This window comes from Pseudooceanicola profundi (assembly GCF_050897955.1).
In the GTDB taxonomy this organism is placed as follows: domain Bacteria; phylum Pseudomonadota; class Alphaproteobacteria; order Rhodobacterales; family Rhodobacteraceae; genus Pseudooceanicola.
The window spans coordinates 84328-107681 of the sequence record NZ_JBPAXZ010000001.1 but is presented as its reverse complement, the minus strand read 5'-3'; the positions used below and the strand labels follow the sequence as shown (position 1 = coordinate 107681).

Here is a 23354-nt window from a genome sequence, read left to right as displayed (position 1 = left end):
ACCATGGACGGCACGATCCTTGTCGCCGATGACGACCGCACGATCCGCACGGTGCTGACACAGGCACTGACCCGCGCGGGCTGCAAGGTCCACGCGACCTCCTCCCTGACCACGCTGATGCGGTGGGTCGGCGAGGGGAAAGGCGACGTGGTCATCTCTGACGTGATGATGCCGGATGGCAATGGTCTGGAAATGCTGCCGAAAATCTCTCAGGACCGGCCCGGCCTGCCGGTCATCGTGATCTCGGCCCAGAACACGATCATGACGGCAATCCAGGCGGCGGAGGCCGAGGCCTATGACTATCTGCCCAAGCCTTTCGACCTGCCCGACCTGATGAAGCGCACGGCCCGCGCGCTGGAGGCCCGCCGCCGCAGCGCCGCCCCCGCCGCCATCACCGATGAGACAGAGCGCCCGGATGAGCTGCCGCTGGTGGGCCGCACGCCGTCGATGCAGGCGCTCTACCGGCTGATCGCGCGGGTGCTGAACACCGATCTGCCGGTGCTGGTCACCGGGGAATCGGGCACGGGCAAATCGCTGATCGCCCGCTCGATCCACGACTTTTCCGACCGCCGCACGCTGCCCTTCGTCACCGCCGCCGCGGCAGAGCTGCAGGATATCGAGGGCCCGTCCCAGGTTCTGGCCCGCGCCAAGGGCGGCACCATCCTGATCGACGAGATCACCGACATCCCCGGAGAGGTGCAGGCCCGCATCGTGCGCATGATGGACGGCAATGCCGACAATCTGCCGCGCTTCATGGCGACCTCCCAGGCCGATCTGAACCGCGCGATGGAGGAGGGGCGGCTGCGTCAGGACCTTTATTACCGCCTGTCCGGCGCGGCGATCCATGTGCCCGCCCTGCGCGACCGGGTCGATGACATTCCGCTGCTGGTCGAGCATTTCCTGCTGCGCGCGGAACGCGAAGGCATGCCGCTGCGCAAGCTTTCGGCCGAGGCAATGGAGATGGTGCGCAGCAATCCCTGGCCCGGCAACGTCCGCCAGCTGGAAAACGCGATTCGCCGTCTGGTGCTGACAGCGCGCACCGATGAGATCACCAAGCCGGAAGTTGCCGCCGTTCTGGGCAGCCAGACGGAAAGCGAACCCGCCCAGGGTGTCGACGATGGAGAAAAACTGTCAGCCTCGATCGGCCGCCACCTGCGCCGCTATTTCGACCTGCATGGCAACATGCTGCCGGCCCCCGGCCTTTATGCCCGCATTCTCAAAGAGATGGAGATGCCGCTGATCGAGATCGCGCTGGAGGCCACAGGTGGAAATCAGGCCAAATGCGCCGATCTTCTGGGGATCAACCGGAATACTCTGCGCAAGAAGATCACCGATCTGGATATTCGCGTGACTCGGCGTCGCAAGTTGATGTAAAACCGCAACAGGTGCGTGGCCGACGTGTGTCAGATCACATGCGGCCGTCAACATGTAGCGGTCGTCGCAGAATGCGACACATCTGAACGAGGCGGGGCCTGTGGCAACTCGGGCACGAAATTTGACCTGGGCGGGCATTCGCAGGCTGCGGCGTCAGAAGAAACTGCAGAACGCCGGCACATTGGGTCTGGTCCTCCTGGGGCCGGTTCTGGTGATGGCCACTTTCCTGGTGCTGGGGCCGCTGGAGAACGGCGCCTCCTCCTTGAACCTGCGGCTCGTGCTGCTGGCCGATCTGGTCTACGTGCTGCTCATTGCGGCGCTGGTTCTTCAGCGTGTGGCGCAGATGGTCGCCGCGCGTCGGGCCAAATCTGCCGGGTCGCGGCTGCATCTCAGACTGACCGGCGTGTTTGCGATCATGGCGCTGATCCCGACCGTATCTGTCGCAATCTTTGCCGTTCTGACCATCAATATCGGCCTTGAGGGCTGGTTCTCCGACCGGGTCCGGCAGGTGGTCGGCTCCTCGCTTGAGGCCGCCCGCGCTTATGAAGAAGAACACCGGCAGGATCTGGAAGAAGACGCGCGCGCCCTCGCGCGGTTCCTCGACGGGGCCAAGCAGCGCGATTTCCTGATCAACGACGCCGTGCTGCGGACCGTCCTCGCCAATGGGCAGGGACAGATCCAGCGCGGTCTGCGGGAAGCCTATGTCATAGACGGCGCGGGACACATCAAGGCGCGGGGCGAAGGCTCCTATCTCTTTGATTTCGAAAAACCTTCTGACAGTCAGATCGCCGAGGCGACCGAAGCGGGCTATCTGCTGATCGAAGACTGGGACATCAGCGAATTCCGCGCGCTGATCCCGCTTCAGAACTTTGTCGACCGCTATCTCTATGTCAGCCGCGATGTCGACGGCGATCTGCTGGGGCTGCTGGACGATACGCAGGAAACCGTCCGGCTGTATCAGCAACTGGAGAGCGAACGGGGCAGGGTGCTGTTTGAATTCGGTCTGCTTTATATCGGATTTGCGGTGATCCTGATCCTCGCGGCGGTCTGGCTGGGCCTGTGGTTCGCCGAACGTCTGTCCCGGCCGGTGGGCCGTCTGACAGGCGCGGCGCAACGTGTGGGCGCGGGCGATCTGAACGTGCAGGTGGCCGAAGACGATGGCGACGACGAGATCGCCATGCTCTCGCGCTACTTCAACCAGATGACCACGCAGCTCAAGGGCCAGCGCGACGCCCTGCTGGAGAATACCAACCATATTGAACAGCGCCGCCGGCTGTTCGATTCCGTGCTGTCCTCTGTCACTTCCGGTGTGGTCGGTCTGGACCGGGAAGGCCGCGTCACATTCGTGAACCGGTCTGCGGAGCGGCTGCTGGACTGGCAGGAAGACCGTGAACATGTGGCGATTTCGGTGGCGGTGCCGGAATTTGGCGCGCTTTTCGATCAGCTCAGGGACAGCGGCGGTCAGACCCTGCAGGCCGAGGTCAAGGTGACCCGGCACAACAGTCAGGAAACGCTTCTGGTCCGCATGGCCACCCGCCGCAACACCGAAGGCCGCCGCGAAGGCTATGTGGTGGCCTTTGACGATGTGACAGAGCTGGTGACCGCGCAGCGGATGGCCGCCTGGGGCGATGTGGCCCGTCGCATCGCGCATGAAATCAAGAACCCGCTCACCCCCATTCAGCTGTCGGCGGAACGGATCAAGCGCAAGTTCTCCCGCCAGCTGGAGCCGCAGCCGGCAGAGGATCTGGCCGCCCTGACGGAGGTCATCGTCCGCCAGACCGGCGATCTGCGGCGCATCGTCGACGAATTCTCCAAATTCGCCCGGATGCCTGAACCGGAAAAGCAGCTGGAAGATCTGCGCGACCTGCTGCATGGCACGGTCCTGCTGCAGCAATCCGGCCAGCCCGATGTTACGATCACAGAGACGCTCGCCGGCCCCATGCCCGCCGATCTTGACGCGACGATGATCGGTCAGGCGCTGACCAACCTGATCAAAAACGCGGGCGAGGCGACGGAAACGCTGCGGGAAAAAGGCGCGCCGGAAGGGTATCGTCCGGAGGTCCGCGTCAGCGCGCGCACTCTGGTCGAAACCTCTGATATCGGCTCTCTCCCCTGGGCCGAAATTCGCATCGCCGACAATGGCATCGGCCTGCCCGAAGACCGCGCGCGACTGTTCGAACCCTACGTCACCACCCGCGACAAGGGCACCGGCCTGGGCCTGCCCATCGTGAAGAAGATTATCGAGGAACACGGCGGCACGCTGCGCCTCGACGACGCGGAGCCCTTTGACGGGCTTCAACATTCCGGCGCCTGCGCCATCATCCGCCTGCCGCTGAGCGTGGCCACGGTGGACGGCGAAGAGCCGCCGCAAAAAATTGCCAGTGAGGGACCATGAGCGACATTTTGATCGTCGATGACGAACGGGACATCCGGGAATTGATCTCGGACATTCTGGAGGATGAGGGCTTCTCCACGCGCCTTGCCGGCAGTTCGGACGAATGCATGGCGCATCTGAACACCGAACCCCCGGCGCTGATGATCCTCGACATCTGGCTCAAGGACAGCCGGATGGACGGGATCGACATCCTTAAACATGTCAAACGGGACAACCCGGATGTGCCTGTGGTCATCATTTCCGGCCATGGCAATATCGAGATCGCCGTGGCCGCGATCAAGCAGGGTGCCTACGACTTCATCGAAAAACCCTTTAATATCGACCAGTTGCTGGTTGTGATCCGGCGCGGGATGGAAACCTCCCGGCTGCGGCGTGAAAACCAGCAGCTGCGCCGGCGCGACACCCAGTCGGCGGAAATGGTCGGCCAGTCCGCTGCGTTCCGCGCCATGATGGGCCAGCTCGACAAGGTGACGAAATCCAACGGCAGGGTGATGCTCAAAGGCCCCGCCGGCGCCGGCAAGGAGGTTGCCGCCCGCTATATCCATGCCGAGTCGAACCGCGCCGACGGGCCATTTGTGTCGGTCTCCTGCGCCTCGATCGAGGCGGACCGGATGGAAGAGGTGCTCTTTGGCCGCGAAGGCGGCGAGCGCGGCGTGGAGCCGGGCCTCCTGGAAGAGGCGCATGGCGGTGTGATCTATTTCGATGAGGTCGCGGATATGCCCGTGGGCACCCAGTCCAAGATCCTGCGCGTGCTGGTCGATCAGCAGTTCCTGCGGGTGGGCGGCACGGATAAGGTCCGGGTAGACCTGCGCGTCGTCTCCTCCACCTCCCGCGATCTGGAGGCGGAGATCGCCGCAGGCACCTTCCGGCAGGAGCTCTTCCACCGCCTGAACGTGGTTCCGATCGACGTGCCGAGCCTTGCCGAACGCCGGGACGATATTCCGGTGCTGGCCCGGCATTTCATCGAAGCGCTGCACAAGACGCAGGGCCTGCCGCAACGGGATCTGACCGAAGAGGCGGCCGCCCTGATGCAGACGATGGTCTGGCCGGGCAATGTCCGTCAGCTTCGCAACGTGCTGGAACGGATCCTGATCCTGGGCGAGGGCACGGGCCCGATTGATGCGCGCGAAGTGCCCGGAGAGGAAGAGCGCTCGGCCGAAACGGGCCGCGTGGTCCTGTCCGGCGCCCTTGCCACCCTGCCGCTGCGCGAGGCGCGCGAGGCGTTCGAACGCGAATACCTGCTGACGCAGATCAACCGTTTTGGTGGCAATATCTCGAAGACCGCTCAGTTCGTGGGCATGGAGCGCTCGGCTCTGCACCGCAAGCTGAAGTCGCTGGGTGTGGTCACATCCACCAAATCCGGCGGGCGCATCGCCCGGCTCGACGAAGGGGACGACGACGACTGACTAGCCGCGGACCGGCGTCACGACCTGATAGGCTGTTTTACCGCGCGGTACGACACAGGAACTGTTGGCCAGCGCGGGCATGGCCAGATCAAGCGAGCTTGGCACCTGCGCCTGGACCGCTTCATCGCAGACCGGAAGCGTGACACGCGTATAGCCCTTGGCCGCCATGCAGGACCGTTCCAGCAACCGGCGTTCGGAGGCGTTGACGTCGATCGTCACGATCTCCGGCGGTTCGCGAAACCCCGGCACGACGAAACAGGACCCGTCGTCGCGGCAGATACGCTCTGGCGGGACGAATTCGCCGGGGTAGATGCGGGTTTCGTTTTTGACCGGCGCCTGCTGGATCGCGCTGAGCGCACAGGCGGTTTCCTCGGCCTGAACGGCGGCGGCGCTGACACCCTGCCGGTAATAGATTTCCCGCGCACAGCCTGCCAGGGCAAACAGGGCGACAGAGAACAGAAGAGCGGGGCGCGCGATCATGGCCATATGCCGAGCATGCATGGTTTTTCCCTGCCGGACAATTCGTTTGACCCCTTGTAACGCATCTGTCATGCGATAGCTTCTGATTAGGGAAATCCCGAAGGAGATGGGATGAAGGTCATCATCTGCGGGGCGGGCCAGGTTGGCTGGCAGATCGCACGCCACCTGTCGGGCGAAAACAACGACGTGACCGTTGTCGACAACAACCCCGAACTTATCCGACGTGCCACCGATACTCTGGATGTGCAGGGGCTTACCGGCTTTGCCTCCTATCCCGATATTCTGGACAAGGCGGGGGCGCGTGACGCCGATATGATCATCGCCGCCACCTATTCGGACGAGGTCAATATGGTGACCTGCCAGGTGGCGCATTCGATCTTTGCCGTGCCGCGCAAGATCGCCCGCCTGCGCGCGCAAAGCTATCTCGACGCGATCTATTCCGACCTCTACCGCCGCGACCATATGCCGATCGACGTGGTGATCAGCCCCGAGCGCGAAGTGGCAGAGGCCGCGATGCAGCGCCTGTCCGCGCCCGCCGCTTTTGACACGGAGAAATTCCTCAACGACAAGGCGCAGCTGCTGGGCATCAATATCGATGCCGACTGTCCGGTGGTGAACACGCCGCTGAAACAGCTGACGGATCTGTTCTCGACGCTGCGGGCCATCGTTGTGGGCATCCGGCGCGACGGGCGGCTCTTTGCGCCGGAACCCAATGACCAGATCTTTCCCGGCGATGCCTGCTATATCTGCGTCGTTGACGAGGACGTGCCCCGCACGATGGAGGTCTTTGGCAAGACCACCCGCACGCAGGAACGCGTGGTCATCATCGGCGGCGGCAATGTAGGCCTCGCCGTGGCACAGCGTCTGGAACAGAAGGGCCGCGGCATCCGCGCCAAGGTGATCGAGAAAAGCCGCTCCATCGCTGAAAAGGCCGCCGATGCGCTGGAAAGAACCATCGTTCTGAACGGCGACGGCCTCGACAAGGCGCTGCTGGCAGAGGCAGGCATCCAGCGCGCCGACGCCATCCTCTGCGTCACCGATGACGACAAGACCAATATGCTGGCCGCCGTGCGCGCCAAGGCGGCGGGCTGTCCGATGACCATCGCGCTGATCAACGATCCGACGCTGGTGCCGATGATGGGGCCGCTGGGCATCGACGCCCATATCAACCCGCGCCAGACCACCGTGTCCTCGATCCTGCGCCATATCCGCCATGGCCGGGTGCGCGGCGTCTATTCCATCGGCGATGCCGAGGCCGAGGTGATCGAGGCAGAGGTGCTGTCGACCAGCCCGCTCGCCGGGCGCATCCTGCGGGAGATCGACTTCCCGGAAGGCGTGCTGATCGGTGCCATCGAGCAGAATGGCAAGGTCATCAAACCCACCGGCCAGACCCGGATCGAGGCCGGCGATGTCGTGCTGATCTTTGCCCTGGCCGATGACGTGCCCGAGGTGGAACGCCTGCTTCAGGTCTCCATCGACTACTTCTAGGCCGATGCGCATCCGCACCTCAGAACAGCCGCTGTTTCTGGTCCTCGTCTCGGCCGCGGCCGTGTCGATGCTGATCCCGGCCGTGGTCGGGCTCGCCACCGAAGATTTCAGATCCGCCCGCAGTTTCCTCTATGCGGGGCTGATGGGCATGTTTGCCACCTGGCTGATCGCGCTGGCCCGGTCCGGGCGGACCTGGACCCGGCGCAACACCGATCTTGTGGGGCTACTGTCATTGCTGGGGGCATATGTGCTCATCCCGGCCTATTTCGCGGTTCCCTTCCACGAGGCCCTCCGCTCGACCACCTATCTGAATGCCTATATCGAGATGGTCTCGGCGTTCACGACAACGGGTGCCACGGTCTTTGACGTGCCCGGACGCATGACGCCCGCGCTTGACCTGTGGCGGGCGCAGGTCGGCTGGATGGGCGGGCTGCTGATCTGGGTGGCTGCGGCGGCCGTTCTGGCACCGCTGAACCTGGGCGGATTCGAGGTCACCTGGGCCGCCGTTGCGGGATCCTACGAAACCGGCGCCGAACGGTTCCAGCGTGCCAATCTGTTGCGCCGGGTGATCCGTTTCACCCAGCAGCTGGCGCCGATCTACTGCCTTTTGACGGGCATCCTCTGGGTCATGCTTCTGATCAACGGAGACAATGCGCTCACCGCGCTCTGTCATGCCATGTCGACTTTGGCGACCAGCGGCATCTCCTCTGTGGGGGGGCTGCCAAATGCCGAGAGCGGGATCGCGGGCGAAATGGTGATCTTTCTGTTTCTCTTCTTCGCGCTCAGCCGGGTGAGTTTTACCAATGACACCTCTGTCTCGCGCTTTGGCCTGCATCTGGATCCGGAGCTGCGGCTGGGTGCGCTGATCGTGATCTCCATGCCGATCCTGCTGTTCCTGCGCCACTGGATCGCCGCCTTTGAGGTCAATGCCGGCGAGGATCTGGTGACCGGCCTGCGCGCATTCTGGGGCGCGATTTTCACGGTGATGAGCTTTCTGACCACAACAGGGTTCGAAAGCGCCGACTGGGATACCTCGCAGGCCTGGTCTGGCCTGGGAACGCCGGGGCTGATCCTGATGGGGCTGGCGATCATGGGGGGCGGGGTGGCCACGACCGCAGGCGGGGTCAAGCTGATGCGTGTCTTTGCGCTCTACCTCAACGGGCTGCGGGAGATGGAGCGGCTGGTGCATCCGTCCTCTGTCTCAGGGCTCGGGCCGATGGCGCGGCGGATCGGCCGGCAGGGTGCCTATCACGCCTGGATCTTTTTCATGCTCTTCGCCATCACGCTTGCGGCCCTGATGGCGCTGCTGGCGCTGTTCGGGCAGGGGTTCGAAGAGGCGACGATCCTTGCGGTCGCGGCCCTGACAACCACCGGGCCATTGCTGCAGCACGCAAGTGAACAGGCGATTCACCTTAGCGAGCTTGGCGCGGCCGCAAAGATCGTGTTTGCCGTTGGCATGATCCTGGGCCGGCTGGAACTGCTGGCGATAATTGCGCTCTTTAACGCCGATTTGTGGCGAGACTGACGCAACTGGGCATCATCGTTGATTAATCACGAAAAATAGGGCTGGCAAACGCCGGAATTAAACGCATACTCACCCCCGCTAGAGGGTATGCCCTGCTTTACGGCCGGGTGAGAGACAAAGAATAAAAACAAGGGTCAACATATGGCTTCCGACAGACAGAACCTGCAAGACGCATTTCTTAATCATGTGCGCAAAACAAAGGTTCCCGTCACCATTTTCCTGATCAACGGGGTCAAGCTGCAAGGCGTGATCACGTGGTTCGACAATTTCTGTGTGCTGCTGCGCCGGGACGGTCAGTCTCAGCTGGTATACAAGCATGCGATTTCAACGATCATGCCGGCTCAGCCGATCTCGCTCTATGAGGGCGAAGAAAACCAGTGATACCCCACGACCGGCCCGTAACCCGGGCCTGGGTACTGCATCCCGACTTCAAAGGGGAAGACAACCGCCACGCGCCGGAATATGCGCTGGAGGAAGCGGTGTCGCTTGCCCGTGCGCTACCGGCGCTTGAGGTGCTGGGCCAGGATATCGTCCGCATCGCCAAAGCGGTGCCGCGGACACTGTTCGGCTCCGGCAAGGTCGAGGAACTGGGCACGGTCCTGAAGGCGGCCGAGGTCGAGCTGGTCCTGATCGACGGGCCGGTGACGCCGAAGCAGCAGCAGAACCTTGAAAAGGCCTGGGGCGTAAAACTTCTGGACCGGACCGGGCTGATCCTAGAGATCTTCTCGGATCGCGCCCGTACGCGCGAAGGTGTGCTGCAGGTCGAGATGGCGGCGCTGGCCTATCAGCGCACGCGTCTGGTGCGCGCCTGGACCCACCTGGAACGCCAGCGGGGCGGGTTGGGATTCGTCGGCGGCCCCGGCGAGACCCAGATCGAGGCCGACCGCCGCGCCATCGACGAACAGCTGGTGCGCCTGCGCCGTCAGCTGGAAAAGGTGGTGAAAACCCGCGAGCTGCACCGCGCCGCCCGCGCCAAGGTGCCGTTCCCGATTGTCGCGCTGGTGGGCTATACCAACGCCGGGAAATCCACGCTTTTCAACCGGCTGACAGGGGCAGAGGTGCTGGCCAAGGATATGCTCTTTGCCACGCTCGACCCGACCATGCGCCGGGTGCGTCTGTCTGATCAGGGGCCGGAGGTGATCCTGTCGGACACGGTGGGCTTTATCTCCGACCTGCCGACCCAGCTGGTCGCCGCCTTCCGCGCCACGCTGGAGGAGGTGCTGGAGGCCGATCTGGTCCTGCATGTCCGCGATATCTCGCATCCCGAAAGCGCCCAACAGGCGCAGGATGTCGAGGATATCCTGGCCGAGCTTGGTCTTCCCGAAGGCGTGCCGGTGCTAGACGTCTGGAACAAGATCGACCGGCTGGACGCAGAAACGCGGGACGGCATGGTCACGCGCGGAGACCGGGAAGACGTCATTTATCCGATCTCGGCCGTAACCGGGCAGGGGCTGGAGCCGCTGCTCAAGGCCATCGAGACGGGGTTGGAGACGGGCCATGTGACGGAGGTTCTGACCGTGCCCTTCGATGCCGGTCGTGCCCGCGCCTGGCTTTTCGAACAGGGCGTGGTTGTGTCGGAAGAGCAGGGCGATGATGCCGCCCGGATCACGGTACGCTGGACCCCCGCCCAGGCCGCGCGGTTCCGCAGCTTCTAATCGGTCGAGCTGGTCCCCGGCGGCAGGATCCAGGTGATCCCTTCATTGGCGGCCCGGGCCAGATCGGTATCCAGCGACATGGGCACATATTCCCCCCGCCGCCAGAGCTGCGCCATATCGTCGTAATGCCGCGACAGCGGATGCCCCGACTGGCCGGTGGAGATGATGAAGACAGAGGAATTGGGATCGGCGAAATCATAGACCCCCCGATACCCCGCGCCATGCACATTGAGGAACGGATCAGGAAGCGAGCCCTTGGTCGAGCCCCGGAGCAGCGTATTGTCCCCGCCCGAGGTCGACTGCCGGATATTGACGAAATATTTGAGGATCGGCACCGAGCCCAGGACCTGATGGTCATGCGTGGCCTGATGCGCATCGCCCCAGCGAAGGCTTTCCAGCGCATCGCCATAGGTTTCCCGGACCCAGACCAGCGCATCGTCCAGCGCCAGCCGCGCGATATCGGAACAGGTTTCCACCGGGTTGGACTGCCGGATATCGCACCAGGCCGCGGCCCCGTCCACATCGCGGAAGACACGCTCAATAAAGACCGGCTCGACATGGATGAATTCCTGCGCCAGCGGCCCGAGGTCATCCTGTATCAACCTATGCTGGAGCGCACGCAGCCAGGCGGCATAGATCAGCGGCTCGGGCAGATGCTCGTTCATCTCGCCGTTCCACTCTGCCAGCAGCTCAAGCGCGCGCTGGCGCAGCCGTTCCGGCGTGCCTTCGGGCGCGGCCTCTCCGGTGAACCAGAGATCTGCCCCGATCAGCGGCAGCAGTGAGCGCGCGGTGAAAGACACGGTATCGAGCTGCGCTTCGACAAAACTGTCACGTGTATGAACCTCGCGCGATTGCATCAGGCGCTGCCAGCGGTGCACACGCTGCGTGTCGCCCCATAGGTAGGAGACATGTTCCGGAAAGGCCCGGTCCACCAGCTTGTTGTTGGTATTGCCCAGAATGCCGCCAACGGGGTTTCTGAATTCGGGATTATCCTCATAGGGCAGATAGCCTTGCCAGCGGTTCTCCGGCAGCCAGCCCTGGGTGGGCAGGCGGCCCTCGCTCCGGTGGGCCGGATCACGCATTGGCATCTTTCCAAGCATTTTCAGCGCGATAGATGACCGGTCCGCCAGGGTGATATTCTGGCTGGGCGCTGTGAAATCTTTCAGAAGGTCGATGGCATCGTCCACCGATTGCGCCGACATCAGCCGGATCCCGGTGCCGATGGTCAGATCGTCAGGTGTCAGCGCCGTCCAGGACAGGGAGGCCACATGCCCGCCGGGGGTGATCGTGGCCAGATCGTAGTCAGAGCCTGACAGCACCGGCCCGTTATCGGTCCACCGCAGCGTAATGGTGACCGGATCGGCGCCCTTGATGCGGATGATGGAGCGTTTGGTTTCGAATTCTTTCCACCCGTCCGGCGTCCGGTATTCCAGCGCGTTCTCGGGGTTCAGCTGTTCGATATGCACGTCCTGATCATCGAGATAGGAGGAGGTCAGCCCCCAGCCCAGCATTTCGGACCGGCCTGTCAGGACCGAAGGGATGCCGGGGATGGTGCCGCCGATCACGCCGCCGCTCTGCAGTTGCAGGCGGGCAAGATACCAGATCGCCGGTGCCGAGAACCCCAGATGTGGATCATTGGCGAGCAGCGTGCCCCCGGAGGCCGACCGCGAAGGCGCGGCCGCAAAGGCGTTGGACGCGCCGGCGAAATCCGTCGGTCGGGACGGCGACAGCGGATCGTCGGAGAACCCGCGCCCCTGCGCGTAGCGCGGCAGGTCGGGAAAGAGAGAGGCGTATTTCGGAAGCGCCGCAATGCCGGTGCCGGGCGCATCCGGCATGATATCCTTCAGCCGCTCGGGATCGGGCAGGGCGAGAGAGGTCCGCGCCCGCATCACCTCGTTCGCCAGATGTCCGGACAGCTGCAGCGCCATGATCTTGCCCATGGCGAGGCTGTCGGCGGGCGTCCAGGGCGCAATCGGCGCCCGGAAGAGGAAGAGCTCCGGCGCGCCGCGCCCGCGCGCCTCCTGGTTGATCTCGTCCAGACGCGCATTCACCCCGGCCGAATAGGCCCGCAGCTTGGCGATGGTGTCGGGGTCCTGATATTCCAGCGAGTCGCGCGCGATGTTATAGAGGTCGAGCCGGCGCATCAGCTTGTCGAAATCGATCGTCCGGGTGCCGAACACTTCGGACAGCCGGCCCTGCGCGGTCCAGCGCATGGTCAGCATCTGCCAGAGCCGGTCCTGCGCATGCACATAGCCGAGACCAAACAGCACATCCGCGTCGGATTCGCCGAATATATGGGGGACGTTGGAAGTATCGCGCACGATCTCGACCGGCGCTGTCACGCCATTGACGACAAGCGTCTTGTCATAGTCGGGCAGCGATCGCGCGGCGAACCAGTAGACCAGAACAAAGGCAATGACCGCCAGGACGATCATCCCGGTCGCGATCCGCATCAGCCAGATGAAAACCTTGCTCATATAATCCCCGTCCGCCCGAATTCGCCTGCAGGCAGGATCGGGGCTTGTCTTCTGCCTCTGCTGCCGACACTCCTATAGGACAAGCTGCAATGAGGGAAAAGAGCATGGCAAAGGTCGCATTTCTGGGTCTGGGCGTAATGGGCTATCCGATGGCCGGTCATCTGAAAGCTGCGGGCCATGAGGTCACGGTCTACAACCGCACTGTCACCAAGGCGGAGGCCTGGGTGAAGGAATACGGCGGAACGCTGCAGACGACCCCGCGCGACGCGGCCAAGGGTGCCGAATTTGTGATGACCTGCGTGGGCAATGACGACGATCTGCGCAATGTCTGCACCGGCAAGGAGGGCGCCTTTGGCGGCATGGACGAAGGCGCGATCCTGGTCGACCACACCACCGTTTCCGCCAAAGTGACCCGCGATCTGGCCGCTGTCGCCTCGGGCGGCGGGATCGGCTATGTCGATGCGCCGATCTCGGGCGGGCAGGCGGGGGCGCAGAACGCCGCGCTGTCGGTCATGTGTGGCGGCGAAGACGCCGATTATGCCAAGGCCGAGCCGGTGATCGACGCCTATGCCAAGATCTGCCGCCGCATGGGCGGGATCGGTGCCGGGCAGACCACCAAGATGTGCAACCAGATTGCCATCGCCGGTCTGGTTCAGGGCCTGAGCGAGGCCCTGCATTTCGCCCAGTCGGCCGGACTGGACGGCGAAGCGGTGGTCGAAGTGATTTCCCAGGGGGCTGCCGGGTCCTGGCAGATGCAGAACCGGTTCAAGACGATGCTCGCGGATCAGTATGACCATGGTTTTGCGGTGGACTGGATGCGCAAGGACCTCGCGATCTGCCTCAATACCGCCGATGAGATCGGAGCATCGCTTCCCGTGACAGCTCTGGTGGATCAGTTCTACAAGGACGTCCAGAAGATGGGCGGCGGCCGGTGGGACACGTCCTCGCTGCTGAAGCGGCTCGCTGCGCTCGGTTAAGCGCTCGGGGCGGCGCGGTCAGGTCAGGCCGGACGGACGGTTGGCGTCCAGATTGCACAGCACCCGGTCCCGGATCAGATCCAGCCAGAACCGCAGCGCGTGCTCCGCCGCCATCGGATCGCCGCTGCGGATTGCCTCGATACTGGCCTCGACCTGGGCCAGCCTTTCGCGACGTTCCGCCCCGGTCAGGCAATCCTGCGGCGTCTTCCAGATCGCCGTCCAGAAGGTGTGATCGTTCAGCTCGGCCCAGATTTCCTCCAGCAGCTTGTTCCCGCTGGTGACAATGATCGTGTAAACGATGCGGGTCAGCTGGAACGTAAAGTCCAGCGGATCGCAGCCCGGCATATCGGCCATGGCGCGCAGCTGACCCAGCCGCCGGTCGATCTTGAGCATGACATTGCTGTCGGGCTCCATGTCGACGCGACGGGCCACTGTGGCGGCGGCCATGCCCGCCAGCGCATTGCGGACATTGAACAGATCCGCGATGGACATGCGCGTGACCGGCCGCACAAAGGCCCCGCGACGCGGCAGGATTTCCACCAGCCGCCGCTTTTCGAGGATACGGAAGGCATCGCGCACCGGTCCCCGGCTGACGCGGTAGAGATCGGCAAGCTTTTCCTCGCCCAGCCGCTCGCCAGCCGCGATCCGCCCTTCCACGATCATCGCGCCGCAATATTCCGCGATCTGTTCGGCCGTGGTCAGCGCCCGGCGCTGGCGCCGCATGGGCGGAACACTCGCCGCGCGCGCCTCTGTCAGGCCCGAGAGCGAGGCCGTGATCGGGTGGGGTTTCGTCACCATTCCTTTACCAGTCTTCAAAAGCCGCGGGGCGGCAACCTCTTACCATGTATCGACAAATCCGCGCAGGCCCCTTTCGCGGACAGGGGCGGCATTTGTGGCATTCAGGATCCAGTTGCGGGTCAGCATCGGGTCGATCACCGCATCGATCTCTGTCGCGGCGGCATAGTTCACGGCCTTCCCATTGTCATAGAAATCCGCCAGCAACTTGTCGAAGAGCACCTTGTTCTTCTCCGGATCCGTCTCTGCTTCCAGCTCCTTGCGGAAGCCCAGCCGCACGGCACCTTCCAGCCCCATGCCGCCGAATTCCCCGGTGGGCCAGGACAGGGTGATGGCGGATTCCTTGAACCCGCCGGCCACCATCGCCTGTGCGCCCAGGCCATAGCCCTTGCGCAGCACCACCGCGTAGACCGGCACCCGCATGGACGCACCCGTGACAAACATCCGGCAGACATGGCGCACCAGCGCGGTCTTCTCCGCCGAGGGCCCCACCATGAAGCCGGGCGTGTCGCAGAGTGACAGCACCGGCAGCCCATGCGCATCGCAGAGCTGCATGAACCGCGCGGCCTTGTCCGCCGCATCGGCATCAATCGCGCCGCCCAGATGCTTGGGATTGTTGGCGATCAGCCCATAGGCCTTGCCTTCGATCCGGATCAGCGCGGTGACCATGCCCGGCCCCCAGCCGCGCCGCAGCTCCAGCACCGACCCTTCGTCGGCAAGGATGTCGATCACATCGCGGATCTCATAGACCCGCAGCCGGTTTTCGGGGATGACCCGGCGCAGGAGCCGCTGGTCGGGCACGGTGTAGCCGGTCGTATCCCCTTGGAAATACGACAGGTATTTCTTGGCGACGGCACAGGCCTCCGCCTCGTCCTTCACGCGGATATCGACGACGCCATTGGCATCCTGCACGTCGATGGGTCCGACCTCCTCCGGCGTGTAAACACCCAGACCGCCGCCCTCGATCATCGCGGGACCGGCCATGCCGATATTGCTGTCCTCCGTCGCGATGATCACGTCGCAGCACCCCAGAAGCGCGGCATTGCCTGCAAAACACCGACCGGCGACAACGCCTACGACGGGCACCTTGCCCGACAGCGCCGCAAAGGCCGCAAAGCTGTGCCCGTCGAGCCCCGCCACCGTGGCGCGATCCGTATCGCCGGGCCGTCCGCCGCCGCCTTCGGCAAAGAAGACCAGCGGCAGGTCATGCTGCCCGGCGAGGGAGAAGATGCGGTCCAGCTTGCGGTGATGCCGCTGCCCCTGCGTCCCCGCCAGCACGGTGTAATCGCCCATGGCAAAGGCCACGCGGGACTGGTCCGGGCCGAACTGATCGCCATTCACGGCCCCGGTGCCGGTCAGGATGCCGTCGCCGGTTGTGTTCTTCTCCAGATCCTCGCGGGTGCGACGGCGGCTCTGCGCGGCGATGGCCAGATCGCCATAGCCGTTGAACGTGCCGGGATCGCACAGATCGGCGAGGTTTTCCCGCACCGTCCGCTGGCCGCGCTTGTGCCGTTTGGCCACGGCGTCAGGCCGGGCAGGGTCGAGGCCCATGGCCTCCCGGTCGAAAAGCTCCTGCAGGTCGGGGCGCACGGCGTCGAGGTCGATCTCCTCCTCCTCCGTCGCCGCCGCATCCGGCCCGTCACCCGGCTGGATCGACAGGATCGGCGCGTCGGGCATCAGCGTCTGGCCGACCTCCGTCAGCACCGCGCCGATGCGGCCCGAGACCGGCGCCTCGATCGCATGTTCCATCTTCATCGCTTCCAGCAGCGCCACGACCTGACCCTTGGCGACCTCATCACCTTCCTTGACCCGCAGCTCAAAGACCGTGGCCTGCATGGGCGCGCGGATCGCTGTCTCGCCTTCGGGCACGGTCTTGGCCGTTTCTTCCGTCGCATCGGTCGTCGCCGCAGCGCCAAACCCCGCGCGCGGCATCTCCGCCGTGGCGGTGGCCAGCGCCTCCGCCTGCGCCTCGATAAAGCGGGTGGAAACGGTGTAGTCTCTCATCTCCGGCCGGGCGAGCAGGGCGCGCAGCCAGGGCAGGTTGGTGTCGAACCCGTCGATGCGGAACTCCGACAGCGCCCGTTCGGTCCGGCTCAGGGCAGAGGCGAATGTGTCACCCCGTGCGATGACCTTGGCCAGCAGGGAGTCGTAGGATGTCGATGTGCGATAGCCCGCATAGCCGAACCCGTCCACGCGGATGCCGGGGCCCGCCGGCGGATCATAGGCGGCTAGCGTCCCGCCGGAGGGGCGGATCGACCCGTCTGCGCCGATCTTCTCCATATTCACCCGAGCCTGAACGGCAAAGCCGCGCGGGGTTGCCGGCAGCGCAAGGTCCGCAAGCTTCGCGCCATCGGCGATCCGGATCTGCTGGGCGACCAGATCGATGTCGAATATCGCTTCCGTGATCGTATGCTCGACCTGGATGCGGGGGTTCGCCTCGATAAAGAACACCTCGCCCGTGGCCACATCCATTAGGAATTCGAACGTCCCGAGGCTGCGGTACTGCCCCGCCGCGGCCAGATCGCGGGCATGCTGGTGGAGCAACTCGCGCGTCGCCTCCGGCAGATCGGGGGCCGGTGCGATCTCGATCACCTTCTGGTGGCGGCGCTGCAGGGTGCAGTCGCGTTCGCCAAGGATCGCGATGCCACCCTGACCGTCGCCCAGCACCTGCACCTCGATATGGCGGGCGGTTTCGATGAACCGTTCGACATAGACATCGCCATTGCCAAAGGCTGCCGTGGCCTCCCGCGAAGCGGCTGCCACGGCATCGGCGGCCTCTGCCGCGCTGCGCACCACCCGCATGCCGCGCCCGCCGCCGCCTGCGACGGCCTTGACGATCATCGCGGCCCCCTCGGGCAGCTTGGCAAAGAAGGCCTCCGCCGCCGCGCCATCCACCGGGTCGGGCGTGCCGGGCACCACCGGCACGCCGCAGCGTTCCGCCAGTTTCCGCGCCGCGACCTTGTCACCATAAAGCGCCAGCGATGCGGGCGTCGGCCCGACAAAGACCATCCCGGCCTCCTCGACAGCCTTAGCGAACTCCGCATTCTCCGACAGGAAGCCATAGCCCGGATGCACCGCATCCGCCCCGGCGCGTTTCGCCGCCGCCACGACCTCCGCCACGTCGAGATAGGCGCGCGCCCCCATGCCCGGCAACAGCTCCGCCCGGTCGGCGCGCAGCACATGCAGCGACAGGGCATCATCGGCGGGGTGCACGGCCACGGCGGCAATTCCGGCGTCAGCGGCGGTCCGGGCGATCCGCAGCGCGATCTCGCCCCGGTTGGCAATCATCAGGGTCTTCATGGTCACGCGGTCAGTTCCTTGTCATCCACCCATTTCGAAAGCTCCGCCTTGCGCACCTTGCCGGTGGCGGTCATCGGCAGCGCCTCGACCAGACGGATTTCGGGGATTTTGTATTTGCTCAGTTTTTCGGAAAGCCAGGCGGTCAGCCCCTCCGGCGTAAGTTCCGGATCAGCGGGCTGGACAAAAGCCACGGGGATCTGCCCGGCATGGGCATCGGTGCGCCCCACGACGCCAGAGCCCTGCACGCCCGGATGCTTGCCCAGCACCGCCTCGATCTCTGCCGGGAAGACGGACATGCCGCGCACCTTCAGCATTTCCTTGCGGCGGCCGAGGTAATGCAGATAACCCATCTCATCCAGCACGCCGATATCGCCAGTATGAAGGAAGCCGTCGCGGATCGCCTCCGCCGTCGCATCCTCCCGGCGCCAGTAGCCTTTAAGCAGGGCGGGCGTGCGCACGGTGATCTCGCCTTCGCCGCCCAGCGGCACGATGGCATGGGTGTCGAAATCGCGGATCACGAAATCGGTCTGCGGCAGGGGCAGGCCCACGAACACCGGCTGCTGCTTCAGGTCGAAATCATCATCCTGCATATGGCTGGTGAAGGTGTTGGAGGTATGGGTTTCCGTCATCCCCCAGGCGGCCTCTGCCAGCACGGTGCCAGTCAGGTCGAACCAGCGCTTGCGGATGTCGGTGTCGAGCTTCTTGACGAAGCTGACGACCCGGACACGGTTGAGGGACGACAGGTCGAACTCCTTGAAATCAGGCCGGTTCATCAGCTCCACCGCGCCGTCGACGATGATGGCCGTGGTGGTGACCCCGTACCGCTCGATCGCCTGCAGCACGCCCAGCGGATCCCAGCGGGTCAGCAGCACCAGCGGCTCCCCGGTCATGGGCGGCATGACGAGCGCGGCATTCTCGCCCGCGATCCAGAACTCGGGGAAAAACGACAGGCTCACCCCCTTGGCGCGCCCGGTCGTGACCGACCAGTTGGCGGCGCCGGTAAAGATCATGTCGCGCTGCGTATGGATACAGCCCTTGGGCATGCCCGTCGTGCCGCCGGTGTAGTTCAGCGCTGCGGGGCTGTCGAGGTCATCCAGCGCAACAGGATCGGCCGGGAAGCTACTGATCTCAGGCAGAAAAGCAGTTGTGCCGGGGCAGGGGCGCGGCTTGGTCGCGACCGTGGCGGGCAGGTTGATCGTGGGGGTCTCCGGCAGGACCTCTGCCAGTGCGGTCGAAAAGACCTCCTCCACCTTCGTGCCGGGGATGGCCGCCTCTGCCACCGGCCAGAGCGTGTCGAGCAGCACGAGCATCCGCGCATCGGTATCCTTCAGCACATAGGCCAGCTCGTCGGCGGTCGAGAGGGGCGAGACCGGCACATGCACCGCGCCCGCCTTGAGGATGCCGAAGAAGGCGACGTGAAACTGGGGGCAGTTCGGCATGAAGATGGCCACGCGGTCCCCTTTGGCGATCCCACGCGCGCCCAGCAACGCCGCAAAACGGTTGGACTGGGCGTCAAGCTCTGCCCAGCTCAGCTCCGTCCCGTAGTAGATGACCGACGGCGCATCGGGCGTTTCCCTGGCCCAATGGGCGACATGGGCGGTCAGGGGGATCTCGCCCAGCGGATAGCTGACCTCGCGGTCCAACTGGGCGGGCCAGATCTTCGCCTGCCGCGCCGCCACATCGGCCAGATAGGCCGTCACCTCGGGGGTATCGCTCATGTCCTCTCCTCCATCGCCGCCAGCTCCTGCAGGAGCCCGGTCCTGAGCTTGTATTTCTCGATCTTGTTCGTGGGTGTCACCGGCAGGGCCGAGACGAAACGGATATGGCGGGGGTGCATGTAGCGGGGCATTTCCGCCGCCGCATGCTGCCGCACCTGCTCTTCGCTGAGGCTGACCCCGTCCTCGCATTCCAGAAAGACGGCGATGTCATCCTCTTCGCCCGCACTTGCAGGCACCGGAACGGCGGCCACGGCGCGCACGCCCGCGATCCGGACCAGCACGCTTTCCACCTCGAAAGAGCTCACATTCTCCCCCCGCACGCGAAAGAACCCGCCCATCCGGTCGATGAAAACGTAATGCCCGTCCTCCGCCCGCCTGCGCACCGCATCGCCCGTGTGGAACCAGCAGTTCCTCAGCACCTTCAGCGTCGCCTCGGGCTTGTTGATATATTCCTGCAGCAGCATCGCCGGGAAACGGGGCCGGATGCAGAGCTGGCCAACCGTGCCATCGGGCACCGGCATGTCTTCCTCATCCAGCGCTGCAACCTCCAGCAGCCTCGATGGCTGGCCCATCAGCCCCTTGGGCAGGTCTTCGCGGCCATCGAAAATGGGCCGCCCGACCTCCCGGGCCGCGGCGAGGTAGTCGGCCTTGGACGGCCCGCGCCAATAGGCCGGGGGCGTGCCCTCTTCGCCGGGGAATTCGTCGATCACCGCGCCAAAGACCGACCCGCTTTCGGTCTGGCCAAAGCCCACGGTGATGAAATCCACCCCGAAGCGCTGTGCGAATTCGTGGTGCCGGACCGAATAGGGCTGGATATGCACCTTGTTGAGCGTGTTGTTCCGGTCTTCCGTCGTCGCGGGCTGCGACAGGATATGCGGGATCATCACGTCGAGCAGCGTCGCCGCCGTCGCCCCGACACGCGCGATCCGGTCCCAGAAGGTCGTGGCGGAAAACCGGTCCCAGAGCCCGATGCTCGCCCCCATCCAGGCCGCCCGCGCAAAGATGCTGAACGCGCCGCCGACATGGTACATCGGCAGATCGCAGTGAAAGACATCCTCCTCGGAGTTGGAGATGCGCGAGCCAAAGCAATACTGGTTGATCCAGCGATGCCCCAGCTTCACCCCTTTGGCGGGGCCGGTGGTGCCGGAGGTATAGATGATCGCCGCCGGATCGGTCGGGCTGAGCGGCACATCCGGCACCTCCGTCCCGTCGAGCGTCGCGATATCGCCGCCGGGGCCCACCAGCGTGAACGCGGGCAGGTCGGCGCGATGGTCGTTGACGATCTGCACGCCCTCCGCATCGGCGATGATGACCTTGGGCCCGGTGTCGCTGATCTGGTAGGCCAGGAAAGACCCGCGCAGATTGTAGTTGAGCGGCGCAAAGACCGCCCCGCAGCGCCAGATCGCGAACATGGCCAGCGCAGAAACCAGCGCGTCCTTGGCATGGACTGACACATGATCGCCCTTACCGACCCCAAGCGCCGCGAGCCCCGCCGCCATCCGGTCGGCCCGAGCCCGAACCTCGGCAAAGCTGAGTGACGTGTCGCTATCCCCGTGATGGATGAAAAGCTTGTCGGGCTGCGCCGCCACATGCGCGTCGAAGACATCCCGCACCACATCGCCGTCGCGGGTCATGACGGCAAAGATCTCCTCCGGCGTCATGGCGTGACCTCCAGCAGCGCGACGGTCTGATCTTCCGCCACCTCGTCGCCCTCCGAAACCAGCAGGCGGACAACCTTGCCCGCACGTTCCGCCACAACGGGGATCTCCATCTTCATCGCTTCCACGATGAGGACCGGATCGCCCGCCGCGACCTCCGTCCCGGGCGCTGCCGCGATCTGCCAAACCCGGCCCGCGACGTCGCTTTTCAGTTCCATTTCCATCAGGACCTCCGGGAGGTGGGATCAAGCGCCTCGCGCAGCGACTCGCCCACCGTGTTGAATGCCAGCGCCGTGACGAGGATCGCGAGGCCGGGCGCATACATCTGCGCGGGCGCGATCTGCGCATAGAGATAGGCGCGCGCGATCATCGACCCCCAGGAGCTGTCGGGCGGCTGCATGCCCAGCCCGAGGAACGACAGCGACGCCTCCGCCAGCAGCGCCACCGCCATCAGGAGCGTCATCTGAACCAGCACCGGCTGGATCGCATTGGGCAGGATATGCCGGGTCAGGATCGTCCAGGTGGAGGCGCCGAAACAGCGCGCCGCATCGACGTAAAGCTCCTGCTTCAGCACCAGCGTCCGGGCCCGCGCCAGCCGCGCCAGCTGCGGCGCAAAGACGATGCCCACCGACAGCATCGCATTGGTCAGCCCGATGCCCAGAACGCCCGTCACCGCGATGGCCAGCACGATTGCCGGAAAGGACAGGAAGGTGTCGATGATACGAGAGATCACCTCATCCACCCAGCCGCCCGCATAGCCCGCGATCAGCCCCACCGGGATCCCGATGACAGAGGCCACGCCAACCGCCAGACAGGCCGCATAGACAGAGGCCCGCGCGCCATAGATCAGGCGGGAAAAGACATCGCGCCCCAGGTCATCCGTGCCCAGCCAATAGGCGCGCGACGGCCCCTCCAGCATGACGTTATAGTCCTGCAGCGTCGGGTCATAGGGCGCGATCTGGCCCGCGAAAATGGCGCAGCAGATGATCACCAGCAGGATCAGCAGCCCGGCGGCGGCGACGGGATCATCCATCAGCCAGTGCCGGAACCGGGTCAGGAACCCGTCGCGGTCGATCTGCGCTTCGGTACGGGGGGCCGTGGCATCGGTCATCGCTGGCTGATCCTCGGGTCAAGAACGGAATAGAGCATGTCGGTGATCAGGTTCACGGCGATGACGGTCAGCACCATGACCAGCACCGCCCCCTGAACGACCGGGAAGTCGCGCTGCAGGGTGGCGTTGACGATGGTGTTGCCCATGCCGGGGATGGCAAAGACGACCTCCACCACCACCGTGGCGGCGAGGGTCCGGTTCACCAGCAGCGAAATCACGGTCAGCAGGTTGACCGAGACATTGCGCAGCCCGTGTTTCCAGAGGATCGCCCGGAAGGGCAGCCCCTTGGCATGCAGGGTGCGGAAATGCTGCGACCCCAGCACTTCCACCAGCGACGACCTGAGCTGCCGCGCGACCTCGGCAATGCCCGATGCGGCCAGCGCGACGGCCGGCAGGGTCGCATGCCAGATTGCCGCGCCAATGTCCTGGAAGGGAGAGACAAATCCCGTCGCCGGGAACCAGCTGCGGTTCAGCGCAAAGATCACCACAAAGATCATGGCGATCCAGAAATTCGGCAGCGCCACCCCGACCGACGATCCGACCATCACCAGCCGGTCCGCGACGCCGCCCGATCGCGCCGCCGCCAGCAACCCCAGCGGCACGCCGATCAGCACCGACAAAAGGATCGCGTAGCACACGATGAAGAGCGTATTGGGAAAGACGCGGGCGAGGGTGGTCGTGACCTCTTCGCCCGAGAGCAGCGAGGCGGACAGATCCCCCTGTACGGCGTTCATCGCCCAGGACCCGTATTGCACCAGCAAGGGCCGGTCGAGCCCGTTGAGACGCCGGATCTCCTCGATCCTCTCTTCGGTCGCGTTTTCACCGGCCAACGTGATCGCCACATCGCCCGGCAAGAGCTTCAGCAGCATGAAGACGGAGAAGGTGGCGAGGATCAGCACCGGCACCGCCTGCACGAGGCGGCGGCGGAGCATGCGTCTTTGCAGGGCGTTCATCATCTGGTCATCATCCGGGGGTCAGAACCTTCGGGGAAAATG

General features: G+C 64.7%; 17 protein-coding genes. 8 read left to right on the top strand and 9 right to left on the bottom strand.

Annotated elements, in window-relative coordinates:
• Positions 1-3 precede the first annotated feature (3 nt).
• From ACRARG_RS00515 to ntrX, 3 genes are all read left to right on the top strand, one after another.
• Positions 4-1374, top strand: a complete 1371-nt coding sequence (locus ACRARG_RS00515; protein WP_432688023.1) for a response regulator — start codon at positions 4-6, stop codon at positions 1372-1374.
• Positions 1375-1474: 100 nt separating this feature from the next.
• A complete protein-coding gene (locus ACRARG_RS00510; protein WP_432688022.1) occupies positions 1475-3769 on the top strand; it encodes a sensor histidine kinase NtrY-like in 2295 nt (764 codons plus the stop codon).
• Positions 3766-5175 (top strand): nitrogen assimilation response regulator NtrX, encoded by a 1410-nt coding sequence (ntrX, locus tag ACRARG_RS00505; protein WP_432688021.1) that lies wholly within the window; start codon positions 3766-3768, stop codon positions 5173-5175. The genes ACRARG_RS00510 and ntrX overlap by 4 nt, the downstream gene beginning before the upstream one ends.
• Here ntrX and ACRARG_RS00500 read toward each other — a convergent pair whose 3' ends face one another.
• A complete protein-coding gene (locus ACRARG_RS00500; protein WP_432688020.1) occupies positions 5176-5661 on the bottom strand; it encodes a hypothetical protein in 486 nt (161 codons plus the stop codon).
• 105 nt (positions 5662-5766) lie between these two features.
• Here ACRARG_RS00500 and trkA point away from each other — a divergent pair, with 105 nt between their 5' ends.
• From trkA to hflX, 4 genes are all read left to right on the top strand, one after another.
• A complete protein-coding gene (trkA, locus tag ACRARG_RS00495) occupies positions 5767-7143 on the top strand; it encodes a Trk system potassium transporter TrkA (RefSeq protein WP_432688019.1) in 1377 nt (458 codons plus the stop codon).
• Positions 7144-7147: 4 nt separating this feature from the next.
• Positions 7148-8668, top strand: a complete 1521-nt coding sequence (locus ACRARG_RS00490; protein ID WP_432688018.1) for a TrkH family potassium uptake protein — start codon at positions 7148-7150, stop codon at positions 8666-8668.
• 141 nt (positions 8669-8809) lie between these two features.
• Positions 8810-9049: an RNA chaperone Hfq gene (gene hfq / locus ACRARG_RS00485; RefSeq protein WP_432688017.1), complete on the top strand. Its 240-nt coding sequence runs from the start codon at positions 8810-8812 to the stop codon at positions 9047-9049.
• Entirely contained in the window at positions 9049-10323 is a 1275-nt protein-coding gene (hflX, locus tag ACRARG_RS00480) for a GTPase HflX (RefSeq protein ID WP_432691288.1), read from the top strand. The genes hfq and hflX overlap by 1 nt, the downstream gene beginning before the upstream one ends.
• Here the strand turns inward: hflX and ACRARG_RS00475 are convergent.
• Complete coding sequence (locus ACRARG_RS00475; RefSeq protein ID WP_432688016.1) at positions 10320-12800, bottom strand: penicillin acylase family protein; 2481 nt, start codon at positions 12798-12800, stop codon at positions 10320-10322. The genes hflX and ACRARG_RS00475 overlap by 4 nt on opposite strands.
• Positions 12801-12904: 104 nt before the next feature.
• Between ACRARG_RS00475 and ACRARG_RS00470 the strand changes: the two genes are divergently transcribed.
• On the top strand, positions 12905-13777 hold the full coding sequence (locus ACRARG_RS00470; RefSeq protein WP_480382047.1) for an NAD(P)-dependent oxidoreductase: 873 nt from the start codon (positions 12905-12907) through the stop codon (positions 13775-13777).
• Between the two features lie 18 nt (positions 13778-13795).
• On the opposite strand, the gene ACRARG_RS00465 is transcribed toward ACRARG_RS00470, so the two are convergent.
• From ACRARG_RS00465 to ACRARG_RS00435, 7 genes are read right to left on the bottom strand one after another with little or no spacing between them, the layout of a single operon-like run.
• On the bottom strand, positions 13796-14575 hold the full coding sequence (locus ACRARG_RS00465) for a GntR family transcriptional regulator (protein ID WP_432688014.1): 780 nt from the start codon (positions 14573-14575) through the stop codon (positions 13796-13798).
• Between the two features lie 39 nt (positions 14576-14614).
• Positions 14615-17872 (bottom strand): acetyl-CoA carboxylase family protein, encoded by a 3258-nt coding sequence (locus tag ACRARG_RS00460; RefSeq protein WP_432691287.1) that lies wholly within the window; start codon positions 17870-17872, stop codon positions 14615-14617.
• 2 nt (positions 17873-17874) lie between these two features.
• Positions 17875-19590 carry an AMP-binding protein gene (locus tag ACRARG_RS00455; protein ID WP_432688013.1) on the bottom strand — a complete coding sequence of 572 codons (1716 nt, stop codon included), beginning with the start codon at positions 19588-19590 and terminating at the stop codon, positions 17875-17877.
• Positions 19587-21251: an AMP-binding protein gene (locus ACRARG_RS00450; protein WP_432688012.1), complete on the bottom strand. Its 1665-nt coding sequence runs from the start codon at positions 21249-21251 to the stop codon at positions 19587-19589. The genes ACRARG_RS00455 and ACRARG_RS00450 overlap by 4 nt, the downstream gene beginning before the upstream one ends.
• Entirely contained in the window at positions 21248-21472 is a 225-nt protein-coding gene (locus ACRARG_RS00445) for an acyl-CoA carboxylase biotin carboxyl carrier protein subunit (RefSeq protein WP_432688011.1), read from the bottom strand. The genes ACRARG_RS00450 and ACRARG_RS00445 overlap by 4 nt, the downstream gene beginning before the upstream one ends.
• A complete protein-coding gene (locus ACRARG_RS00440; RefSeq protein ID WP_432688010.1) occupies positions 21472-22359 on the bottom strand; it encodes an ABC transporter permease in 888 nt (295 codons plus the stop codon). The genes ACRARG_RS00445 and ACRARG_RS00440 overlap by 1 nt, the downstream gene beginning before the upstream one ends.
• Positions 22356-23315: an ABC transporter permease gene (locus ACRARG_RS00435; protein WP_432688009.1), complete on the bottom strand. Its 960-nt coding sequence runs from the start codon at positions 23313-23315 to the stop codon at positions 22356-22358. The genes ACRARG_RS00440 and ACRARG_RS00435 overlap by 4 nt, the downstream gene beginning before the upstream one ends.
• Positions 23316-23354: the final 39 nt, after the last annotated feature.